The 11,620-nt window shown below is 70.4% G+C and carries 8 protein-coding genes; all 8 read left to right on the top strand.

Features of this window, described 5'->3' with window-relative positions:
- A partial coding sequence (locus ASG95_RS21810) for a TraR/DksA C4-type zinc finger protein (protein WP_235543846.1) occupies nt 1-580 on the top strand: 580 nt, incomplete at its 5' end.
- Nucleotides 553-1,131, top strand: coding sequence for a signal peptidase II (locus ASG95_RS12900; RefSeq protein ID WP_157582034.1), 579 nt, complete (start codon nt 553-555; stop codon nt 1,129-1,131). The genes ASG95_RS21810 and ASG95_RS12900, both read left to right, overlap by 28 nt.
- A complete protein-coding gene (locus ASG95_RS12895) occupies nt 1,128-2,063 on the top strand; it encodes an RluA family pseudouridine synthase (RefSeq protein ID WP_369820380.1) in 936 nt (311 codons plus the stop codon). Before ASG95_RS12900 ends, ASG95_RS12895 begins: the two co-directional genes overlap by 4 nt.
- A 133-nt stretch (nt 2,064-2,196) precedes the next feature.
- Nucleotides 2,197-5,793: a DNA polymerase III subunit alpha gene (dnaE, locus tag ASG95_RS12890; protein WP_057377728.1), complete on the top strand. Its 3,597-nt coding sequence runs from the start codon at nt 2,197-2,199 to the stop codon at nt 5,791-5,793.
- Nucleotides 5,794-5,814: 21 nt separating this feature from the next.
- Nucleotides 5,815-7,959: a S9 family peptidase gene (locus ASG95_RS12885; RefSeq protein WP_082592590.1), complete on the top strand. Its 2,145-nt coding sequence runs from the start codon at nt 5,815-5,817 to the stop codon at nt 7,957-7,959.
- Nucleotides 7,960-8,068: 109 nt separating this feature from the next.
- Nucleotides 8,069-10,243 carry an ATP-binding SpoIIE family protein phosphatase gene (locus ASG95_RS12880; RefSeq protein ID WP_057377727.1) on the top strand — a complete coding sequence of 725 codons (2,175 nt, stop codon included), beginning with the start codon at nt 8,069-8,071 and terminating at the stop codon, nt 10,241-10,243.
- A gap of 257 nt (nt 10,244-10,500) precedes the next feature.
- On the top strand, nt 10,501-10,695 hold the full coding sequence (locus ASG95_RS12875) for a hypothetical protein (RefSeq protein WP_057377726.1): 195 nt from the start codon (nt 10,501-10,503) through the stop codon (nt 10,693-10,695).
- A 95-nt stretch (nt 10,696-10,790) separates the two neighbouring features.
- Entirely contained in the window at nt 10,791-11,585 is a 795-nt protein-coding gene (locus ASG95_RS12870; RefSeq protein ID WP_057377725.1) for a hypothetical protein, read from the top strand.
- The last annotated feature ends 35 nt before the right edge of the window (nt 11,586-11,620 follow it).

Genomic DNA, 11,620 nt, shown 5'->3' with positions numbered 1-11,620 from the left:
GGCACCCGCCAAGAAGACGGCACCCGCCAAGAAGACGGCACCCGCCAAGAAGACGGCACCCGCGACGAAGGCCGCACCGGCCAAGAAGGCCGCGGCCGTTGCCAAGGCAGCCCCGGCGAAGAAGACGGCGCCCGCGAAGAAGGCCACGCCCGTGAAGCGGACCAGTGCCGCCACCAAGGCTGCGCCGCGGTCGCTGCGGGTCCGCGACGACGAGTCGCCCTGGACCGCCAAGGAGCTGCGCGAGATCCGCACCGAGATCGAGGCGGACGTCGCCCACCTGCGCCAGGAGATCACCGTGGCCGAGGCCGACCTCGTCGGCCTGATGCGCGACGCGGGTGATGGCGCCGGCGACGACCAGGCGGACGCCGGAGCCAAGACCTTCGAGCGCGAGCAGGAGATCTCGCTGGCCAACAACGCCCGCGAGATGCTCGACCAGAACCTCCACGCCCTCGAGCGCCTCGACGACGGCAGCTACGGGATCTGCGAGTCCTGCGGCAACCCCATCGGCAAACTTCGCCTTCAGGCCGCTCCTCGTGCGACCCTATGCGTGACATGCAAGACGAAGCAGGAGCGCCGCTGATCGCGGCCGACGATTCCCCCACCACCCCCCAACGCCCCACCAACCGCCGCGGCCTGTTCGCCCTGCTCGTGGGCTCGGCCGTGGTGGCCTACGCCCTCGACCAGGCCACGAAGGCCTGGGCGCTGGCCGCCCTCGACGCCGGCTCGCCCGTCAACGTGGTCGGCGAGCTCATCCGGCTCAACCTGATCCGCAACGCCGGGGCCGCCTTCTCGATCGGCGACAACGCCACCTGGGTGCTGACCCTGATCGCCTTCGGGGTGCTCGTCGTCATCATCCGCACCGCCCGCCGGATCGGCAGCCGCGGCTGGGCCTGGGCGCTGGGTCTCCTGCTCGGCGGCTCGCTGGGCAACCTCACCGACCGGATGACCCGCGAGCCCGGCCCCGGTCGGGGCCACGTCGTCGACTTCATCGACTACTTCGGCTTGTTCATCGGCAACGTCGCCGACATCGCCATCGTCGGCGCCGCCCTGCTGATCGGGCTGCTGGCCCTGCGCGGCATCGGTGTCGACGGCCGGCGCCCCCACCACGGACGACACGAGGCCGCAGAATGAGCGATTCCCTGACCGACGCCAGGACCCTGTTCGTCCCCGACGGCCTCGAGGGAGAGCGGGTCGATGCTGCGCTGGCCCGCCTGTTCGGGGTCTCGCGCACCAAGGCCGCCGACCTGGCCTCCGCGGGTGACGTGCAGGTCAACCACAGGCAGGCCGGCAAGTCCGACCGGGTCAGTGCCGGTGACCTCCTCGAGGTCGCGCTGCCGGCCAGCGAGCAGAGCCCGACCCTCAAGGTGATCGCCGAGCCGGTGCCGGGGATGAGCATCATCCACGACGACGACGACCTCGTCGTCGTCGACAAGCCCGTCGGGGTGGCCGCCCACCCCAGCGTCGGCTGGACCGGTCCGACCGTCGTGGGTGGCCTGGCCGCGGCCGGCTACCGGATCGCGACGAGTGGCGCGAGCGAGCGGCAGGGGATCGTGTCCCGGCTCGACGTCGGCACCAGTGGCCTGATGGTGGTCGCGAAGTCCGAGTACGCCTACAGCGTGCTCAAGCAGGCCTTTCGCAGCCGCTCGGTCGACAAGAAGTACCACGCCCTGGTGCAGGGCCTGCCCGACCCGGTGGTCGGCACCATCGACGCCCCGATCGGCCGGCACCCCAACCACGACTACAAGTTCGCGGTCATGGAGAAGGGCAAGCCGAGCGTCACCCACTACGAGGTGATCGAGGCGTTCCGGGCGGTCTCCCTGCTCGACATCCACCTCGAGACCGGCCGCACCCACCAGATCCGGGTGCACTTCTCGGCGCTGCACCACCCGTGCGCCGGTGACCTCACCTACGGCGCGGACCCGAAGCTGGCGGCCCGACTGGGCCTGGAGCGGCAGTGGCTGCACGCCGTGGGGCTGGGCTTCGAGCACCCGGGCACGGGCAAGTACGTCACCTTCGAGAGCCCCTACCCGCCCGACCTGGCGCAGGCGCTCGAGCGCCTCTGACCGCACTGATCCGCCCCGTGCGGGCGGCGTGGTATGCCGCGAAGCCGGCTTCGCGGCATACCACGCACCTCATCCGTCACAGGCAGGCGCGTCCCTTAGGTCTCGTCAGACCCCCGACCTAAGATCACTTCTGATGTCCCCCCAGATCGCCTCAGGCACCTCCAGCAGCGACTCGTTCGTCCACCTCCACGTGCACACCGAGTACTCCATGCTCGACGGCGCCGCGCGGATCGGTGACCTGTTCACCAAGGCCGCCGAGATGGGCATGCCGGCCCTGGCGACGACCGACCACGGCTACGTCTTCGGCGCCTACGAGTTCTGGAAGAAGGCCCAGGGCACGGGGGTCAAGCCGATCATCGGGGTCGAGGCCTACGTCACGCCCGGCACCCACCGCACCGACAAGACGAGGGTCAAGTGGGGTGAGGACCACCAGTCCGGCGACGACGTCTCCGGGTCCGGCGCCTACACCCACATGACCCTGCTGGCCCGCAACAACAACGGCCTGCACAACCTCTTCCGGCTCGACTCGCAGGCCAGCCTCGACCAGGTCTACGCGAAGTGGCCGCGGATCGACCGCGAGCTGCTCGGCCAGTACGGCCAGGGGCTGATCGCGACCACCGGGTGCCCGTCGGGCGAGGTGCAGACCCGGTTGCGGCTGGGCCAGTACCGCGAGGCGCTGCAGGCGGCCTCCGACTTCCGCGACATCTTCGGCAAGGACTACTACTTCGCCGAGCTGATGGACCACGGCCTCGACATCGAGCGCCGCGTCCAGAAGGACCTGCTCCGGCTGGCCCGCGAGCTCGGGCTGCCGCTGGTGGCCACCAACGACCTGCACTACACGACGCAGGAGGACGCCAAGGCGCACTCCGCCCTGCTCTGTGTCCAGTCCGGCTCGACCCTGATGGACCCCAACCGGTTCAAGTTCGACGCCGACGACTTCTACCTCAAGAGCCCGGCCGAGATGCGGCACACCTGGCGCGAGCTGCCCGAGGCGTGCGACAACACCCTGCTCATCGCCGAGATGTGCGACATCTCGTTCACCGAGGACGAGGGCCGCTACATGCCGCGGTTCCCGTGCCCGCCGGGGGAGAACGAGGAGTCGTGGTTCATCAAGGAGGTCCAGCGCGGACTGGTCGAGCGGTTCCCCGGCGGGATCCCCGACTACGCCACCAAGCAGGCCGCCTTCGAGACCGACGTCATCGTCTCCAAGGGCTATGCCGGCTACTTCCTCGTCGTCGCCGACTTCATCAACTGGGCGAAGGAGAACCGCATCCGGGTCGGCCCCGGTCGTGGCTCGGGTGCGGGCTCGATGTGCGCCTATGCCATGAAGATCACCGACCTCGACCCGATCCCGCACGGCCTGATCTTCGAGCGGTTCCTCAACCCCGAGCGACCCTCGCTGCCTGACTTCGACGTCGACTTCGACGAGCGCCGGCGCGGTGAGGTGATCAAGTACGTCACCGACAAGTACGGCGCCGACCGCGTCGCCCAGATCGTCACCTACGGCACCATCAAGGCCAAGCAGGCCGTCAAGGACGCCGCCCGGGTGATGGGCCACCCGTTCGTCGTGGGGGAGCAGCTCACCAAGGCGATGCCCCCCGACGTGATGGGCAAGGGTGTGCCGCTGGCCGAGATCTACAACAAGGAGCACAAGCGCTACAACGAGGGCGGCGACTTCCGTACGCTCGTCGAGACCGAGCCGCACTTCAAGGAGATCGTCGACACCGCCCTCGGCCTCGAGGGGCTCAAGCGCCAGTGGGGCGTGCACGCCGCCGGCGTGATCATGTCGAGCGAGCCGCTCATCGACGTCATCCCCATCATGCGACGGCTGCAGGACGGCCAGGTCATCACCCAGTTCGACTACCCGAGCTGTGAGGCGCTCGGCCTGGTCAAGATGGACTTCCTGGGGCTGCGCAACCTCACCATCCTCGACGACGCGATCGACAACGTGAAGGCCAACCGCGGCGAGGACATCGACCTCGACGCACTGTCCAAGGACATGACCGACAAGGCCACCTTCGACCTGCTGGCCCGCGGTGACACCCTCGGCGTCTTCCAGCTCGACGGTGGTGGCATGCGCACCCTGCTCAAGCTGATGCAACCCGACAACTTCGAGGACATCTCGGCGGCCCTCGCCCTCTACCGACCGGGGCCGATGGGCGTCAACGCCCACACCAACTTCGCGCTGCGCAAGAACGGCAAGCAGGAGCTCACCCCGCTCGACCCGCAGCTGGCGGGCAAGCTCCAGCAGGAGATGGTCGACGCGCTCCTGCCGATCCTCGGCACCACCTACGGCCTGGTGATCTACCAGGAGCAGGTCATGGAGATCGCCCAGAAGCTCGCGGGCTACACCCTCGGCAACGCCGACCTCCTGCGCCGCGCGATGGGCAAGAAGAAGAAGGAGGTCCTCGACGCCGAGTACGTGCCCTTCTCCCAGGGCATGAAGGCCAAGGGCTTCAACGAGGCGTCGATCGCGGCGCTGTGGGGCGTCCTGGTCCCGTTCTCCGACTACGCCTTCAACAAGGCGCACACCGCCGCCTACGGCCTGGTCTCCTACTGGACCGGCTACCTGAAGGCCAACTACCCGGCCGAGTACATGGCTGCCCTGCTGACCAGCGTCGGCGACGACAAGGACAAGTCCGCCCTCTACCTCGGCGAGTGCCGGCGGATGGGCATCAAGGTCCTGCCCCCCGACGTGAACGACTCGGTGGCCCGGTTCGCTGCGGTCGGCACCGACATCCGGTTCGGCATGCAGGCGATCCGCAACGTCGGTCACAACGTCGTCGAGGCGATCGTGGCGGCGCGCGAGGAGAAGGGCCGGTTCACCTCCTTCAAGGACTTCCTGTCGAAGTGCCCGGCCGTGGTGTGCAACAAGCGCACCATCGAGTCGCTGATCAAGGCCGGCGCCTTCGACGGGCTGCAGGAGTCGCGCCAGGGCCTCTACCGCGTCCACGAGGACTTCGTCGACAACTTCGTCGACATCAAGCGGCAGGAGGCGATCGGCCAGGACTCGCTGTTCGGCTCGTTCGGTGACGACGCGGCCGGCGAGTCGGTCGACTTCTCGGTGCTGCCGGTCATCCCCGGGGTCGAGTGGGACAAGAAGACGCTGCTGCAGTTCGAGCGCGAGATGTTGGGGCTCTACGTCTCCGACCACCCGCTGTTCGGCATCGAGCACGTCCTCGCCTCCCACGCCGACACCTCGATCGCGAGCCTGATGGGTGAGGACGGCAAGCCCGAGGGGGCCAACGTCACCATCGCCGGGCTGATCACCGGCCTGCAGGTCAAGCGCACCAAGAAGGGCGACCTCTGGGCGATCGTGACGGTCGAGGACCTCGAGGGTGCGATCGAGTGCCTGTTCTTCCCCAGCGCCTACCTCACGGTGCAGCACGCGCTGACCCATGACGCCGTCGTCGTGGTGAAGGGGCGGGTCAACCGCCGCGACGACACCCCGACCATCTTCGCGTCCGACCTGACCCTGCCCGACATCTCCGAGGGACCCCGGGGGCCGGTCGTCGTCACCATCGACACCAACCGCGCGACCCAGACGAAGGTCGAGGAGCTCAAGTCGGTGCTCTCGTCCCACCCGGGCTCCACCGAGGTGCACGTGCGGCTGAGCCAGCCCGGTCGATCGGTGCTGATGAAGCTCGAGGACTCCTACCGGGTCAACGCGACCGAGGCGCTGTTCGGCGACCTCAAGGTGATCCTCGGCCCGCGCTGCCTCGCGGGCTGAGCCACCACGTAGGGTGCGAGCGTGACCACGCCTGAGGCAACTCTGCCGACCCCGCCCCTCGCCGAGCACCGCGAGACGGTGCGCGAGCACCACGGTGACGTGGTGGTCGACCCCTTCGAGTGGCTGCGCGACAAGGAGGACCCGGCGGTGCGGGCCCACCTCGAGGCCGAGAACGCCTACGCCGAGGCCGTGACCGCCGACCTGCAGCCGTTGCGCGAGGCGATCTTCGAGGAGATCCGGTCGCGCACCCAGGAGACCGACCTGTCCGTGCCGGTGGCGAGCGGTCCGTGGTGGTACTACTCCCGCAGCTTCGAGGGGGCGCAGTACTCCGTCGAGTGCCGCACGCCCCGCGTCGAGGGAGCGCCGCGGCCGATGCCGGCGGCCGACGTCGTGGTCGAGGGCGAGCAGGTGCTGCTCGACGCCAACGAGGAAGCCAAGGGCCACGAGTTCTTCGCCCTCGGTGCCCTGACCGTCAGCCCCGACCACCAGCTGCTCGCGTATGCCGTGGACACCGAGGGCGACGAACGGTTCTCGTTGCGGGTCAAGGACCTTCGCACCGGCGACGTCATCGACACCGCGGTCGACCAGGTCGGGTACGGCTGCGTGTTCTCGCTCGACGGCCAGTACGTCTTCTACACGCGGGTCGACGAGACCTGGCGTCCCCACCAGGTCTGGCGCCACCGGGTCGGCACCGCCGTGGACGACGACGTGCTGGTCCACCAGGAGGACGACGAGCGGTTCTGGATGGGTGTCGGGTCCTCCCGGGACGACCGCTGGATCATGATCGGCCTCGGGTCGAAGACGACGTCGGAGGTCCGCATCCTCGACGCCGCCGACCCCACCGGCGACTTCCGGGTGGTGGCGCCCCGGCGCGAGGGAGTCGAGTACGACGTCGAGCCGGCCGGCGACCGGCTCCTCATCGTGCACAACGCCGACTCGCTCGACTCCGACCTGGCCTGGGCTCCGATCGACGCCACCTCGGCCGACCAGTGGCAGCTGCTGATGCGGTCACAGCCGGGGGAGCGGTTCCAGGGCATCGACGCCTTCGACGAGGTGGCCGTCCTGTCCCTGCGCCGCGACGGGCTCACCGCCCTCCGGGTGCTGGCCCGCGACCGGTCCCAGCCGTCGGGGTTCGGTGCGCACCACGACCTCGAGTTCGACGAGCCGGTCTACTCGGTCGGCCTCGGCGACAACCCCGAGAGCGCCACGACCCGGCTCCAGGTCGTCTTCGAGTCGATGGTGACCCCGAAGACCGTCTTCGACTACGACGTGGCCACCCGCGAGTTCGAGCTGCTCAAGCGCCAGCCGGTGCTCGGTGGCTACGACCCGTCGCAGTACCAGCAGCGCCGTGAGTGGGCGACCGCTGCCGACGGCACGCGCATCCCGCTGTCCATGGTCTTCCCGGCCGGGTCGCAGCCGGACGGCAGCCACCCGGGCCTGCTCAGCGCCTACGGCTCCTACGAGATCTCGTCCGACCCCTACTTCTCGGTGGCCAGGCTGTCCCTGCTCGAGCGGGGTTTCGTCTACGCCATCGCCCACGTCCGTGGTGGTGGCGAGCTCGGTCGGTCCTGGTACGACCAGGGCAAGCTCGGGGCCAAGCAGAACACCTTCACCGACTTCGTCACCTGTGCGGCGCACCTCGTCGACAGCGGCTGGGTCGCGCCGGATCGGCTCGTGGCAGAAGGGGGTTCGGCCGGTGGCCTGCTCATCGGAGCTGCCGTCAACCTCGCGCCCGAGCGGTTCCGCGCGGTCCACGCCGCGGTGCCGTTCGTCGACGCCCTCACCACCATCCTCGACCCGAGGCTGCCGCTGACCGTCGTGGAGTGGGAGGAGTGGGGCAACCCGCTGGCCGACCCCGAGGTCTACGCCTACATGAAGGCCTACTCGCCCTACGAGAACGTGCGCGACGCGGCATACCCGGCAGTGCTGGCGACGACGTCGCTCAACGACACCCGGGTGTTCTTCACCGAGCCCGCCAAGTGGGTCGCGCGGCTGCGCGAGCACACCACGAGCGACCCCGCGAGCCGGCCCGTCCTGCTGCGCACCGAGATGGTCGCGGGCCACGGCGGCAAGAGCGGCCGCTACGACGCGTGGCGCCAGGTGGCCTGGGAGTGGGCCTTCCTCGCCGACCAGGCCCAGGCCGCCCAGAAGATCTCTCACGATTGAGTGGGGTTTGACCGTGTTCTACCTGGGGTCGGGGCCATACCCTTTCGGGTAGGGCGAACCGCGTGCGGCACGTGCAGCGGCGAGAGAGCGGCGGACAGAGGCGGACTGCGTGGGTGAGGGCCGAACGCGAGAGGCGAGACGCCTTGCTGCGCACAGCGACTGGGCTGCCACGCCCCTCGGTCCCCGGGCGCAGTGGCCGACCCAGCTCGAGGCGGCGTGGGAGATCGCGCTCGAGTGCCCCCTCCCGGTGGCCCTGCTGTGCGGCGCCGACTTCACGATGCTCTACAACGACGCGTTCCGGGAGTTGCTCGGCAGCAAGCACCCGTCGGCCTTCGGTCAGTCTGCCCGCAAGGTCGTCGCCGAGGTCTGGGACGACCCCAAGGTGGGGCCACTGCTCGAGCGGGCCTTCACCGAGGCGGAGCCCTTCCTCGACGAAGGAGTCGAGCTGCGCCTCGACCGTGGTCGGGAGGTCGGGCCGGGCCATGGTTCGGGAGCCCTCGGTGTCTCGGACGGCGGCGACGTCGGCTACTACCTGAGGAGCGGTTCGCCGGTCATGGGAGCCGATGGGGAGGTCCTGGCGGTGCTGCACGTCATCGTCGAGACCACGAACGCGATCGGCCGCGCCCGGGCCGTCGCCAAGCTCGCGGCGCTGCTGGCCGTGGCAGTCACGGTCGACGACGTGTGCAAGGTGGTGCTGCGCCAGGCGATGGTGGCCTTCGACGGCCTCTCGGTCTCGATCTGCCTGCCCTCGCCCTCGCCCGCGTCGTGGCGGATGGCCCGGCGGCACCGCATCGAGCAGCTGTCCCCGGACGAGGAGCGGCTGCCCCTGATCTGGTCCGAGCTCGGGGAGGACCTGGCCGGGATCATCGCCCAGGCCATCGCGCGCGGTGAGCCGTACCTGTCGGACAACGGTGAGGTCGTGGCCGTCCCCTTCCGCACTGGCGCGAGCCAGGCCGCGCTGGTGATCCAGCGCGAGGCGGTACCCGTGCCGCACGACGTGGTGGCAGTGCTGGCGCCGTTCCGCGACCTGGTCGGTGACGCGCTGGGCCGCGCCGTGGTCTATGACGCCGAGCGCACCACGGCCGAGCTGCTCCAGCGGACCCTGCTGCCGCCGAACCTCCCGCAGTCCGACGCGATCAGCATCGCCGCCCGCTACGAGCCGGTGTCGGAGGGGACCGTGGCCGGGGGCGACTTCTACGACTCGTTCTTCCTCCCCGGCGGCCGGTTGGCGATCGTCATCGGCGACGTCGTCGGCCGCGGGGTGATGGCGGCCACGGTGATGGGGCAGGTCCGCGCCGCCTGCCGCGGCGCCGCGTTGACCAACAGCGACCCGGCGTCGGTCATGGCAGCCCTGGACCGGGTGGTGTGGGACCTCGACGCGCTGTGGCCGGCGTCGATGCCGCTGGGCAGCCCACGGGCCCGACCGGGCATGGCGTTCGGTGGCGAGCTGTTCGTCACGATGCTCTACGGCACGGTGGAGCCGGACACCGGCGAGGTGGTGCTGGCCAGTGCGGGTCACCCGCTGCCGGCACTGCTGTTCGGCAGGGCCTCGCGACTGGACGGCCGCCCGCGCGGGACGCTGGTCGAGATGCCGGTCGGGCCGCCCCTCGGGATCGAGGGCGTGCGACCGGCCCACCACCTGACCCTGGGCATCGGCGACATGCTCGTCGGGTTCACCGACGGCCTGCTCGAACGGCGCGGGGAGGCGTTCGACCAGGGCGAGGAGCGTCTGCTCGCCGTGCTGGCCGACCTGCCGCCCGGCAGCCCCCGCAGCGTGGCGCACCACATCATGGACGCGATGGTGCAGGCCTCCGGGCAGGAGGACGACTGTGCGGTGATCGCGGTGGGTCGCTCTCCGGAGGGGCACCGCAGGTCCGCGATCGTCGTGCCGCCGATGCCCGAGTCGGTGCGCGCCGCCCGCGACTGGGCGCGCGAGCAGCTGGTCGACTGGAAGGTCGGCGACGGCGACCAGCACACCATCGTGACCGGGATCTCCGAGCTCATCACCAACGCCGTCCTCCACGCCGGCACCGAGTCGCACCTCACCATGGACCTCGACACGGGGATCGTGGCCGTCACCGTCGCCGACAGCGGCAACCGCGGGGAGCCGTTGCTCACCGGCGCCGACACCATGGCGGTCCGTGGTCGCGGGCTGTCCCTCGTGAAGGCCATCGCCGACGCGTTCGGGGCGCACCGCACCTCGGCCGGCACCACGGTGTGGTTCGAGGTCGCGGTGGACCTGGTCGAAGCCGGAGCCTCGACCGGCAGCGGCTGGACGACCTGACCGGCCGTGACCTGCGCCGATGGGCTACTGGTCGGCACCGATCGGGACGACAGGTCGGCCAGTTGGTGCCCGACTCGCCCCGGTTCGTCCGGGCTGTCCGGTCAACCGTTCGGCCAGTGCTCCCTGACCAACGAATGAGACGCATCGCTGCGGCGCGTCACCACCACTCGAGGTCGGGGATCGTACATGCTGCGCGTCAGAAGACGGCACAGTCGCCGATCGGGCCCCCACGATCGGCTTGGGCACAGAAGGGCCGGATGGACATGTGGCAGCAGCTGCTCGATCGCTTCATCCCCATGATGGACGGCGACTCCTCCGCACTCGACCAGCGTGACGGCGTGGGCGCCTCGACCGGTCTGGCCACGAACGCCCACGCCCGCGCCGAGGCCTCGCTCGCCACGGGCCGGGGCCGCTCCGCCTTCGAAGGTTCGGTCCGCCCGCTGACCTCCTGACCACCCGCCGCCCGCCTGATTGCTTTCGAGGCGCCGGCGTTGCAGGGTGGTGGCACCGTGGGCAACCAGCTGCCCACCTCCCGATGGAGAGTGCCATGGGCTTCCTCGACCGACTGCTCGGCCGCGAGCCGCTCCAGACCCAGGGCGGGTATGCCGGGCCGGCACCATCCACGCGCCCCGCGCCGTCCGCCTCCGGACCCGCCACCTCAGGACCCGCTACGTCGGGGCCGGCGTCCGAGGATGACCGCGCCATCGCGCGCTACCGCTACCTCCTGCGCACCGCGCCGCCGGAGGCGCTGGAGCAGGTGCACGCCGAGGCGTTCGCCCGGCTGACCCCCGAGCAGCGCCAGCAGGTGCTGGCCGAGCTGTCCTCCGGGCTTCCGGCGGGGGAGTCCCCGCCGACGGCCGACCCGCAGTCGATGGCACGGGCAGCGACCCGCGCCGAGCTGCGTCAGCCCGGCTACCTCGAGCAGACCTTCAGCCGCGGCCGGTTCGGCGGCGGGATGGTCGGCGGAGGGCTGGGGATGGGCGGCACGATCATGGGCTCGATGATGGGCACCATCGCCGGGGTCGTCATCGGGTCCGCCATCGCCGACTCGCTGTTCGACGGCTATGACTCCTCACCCGAGGCAGCCGAGGCAGGGGACACGTCGGCAGGATCCGACGGCACGGACGGGTCTGGCTCGGACGGATCCGGGTCCGGGTCCGACGAGTCCGGGTCGGCCGAGTCGGGGTCCGACGGGGGAGACACCGGTGGCGACGCTGCGGACTCGACCGGCGACGTGGGGGCGGCGGACGCGGGCTACGACTCCGGCGGGTTCGACTCGGGTGGGTTCGACTCGGGCGGGTTCGGCGGCGACTTCGGCGGCGGCGACATGGGCGGCTTCTGAAAGCACTAGCGTGGGCGGGGCAACGCCACGCGTCG

It is taken from the genome of Phycicoccus sp. Soil803, from assembly GCF_001429685.1.
GTDB lineage: Bacteria > Actinomycetota > Actinomycetes > Actinomycetales > Dermatophilaceae > Pedococcus.
The sequence above is the reverse complement of the archived record's forward strand: the minus strand, read 5'-3'. Positions and strand labels throughout refer to the sequence as shown.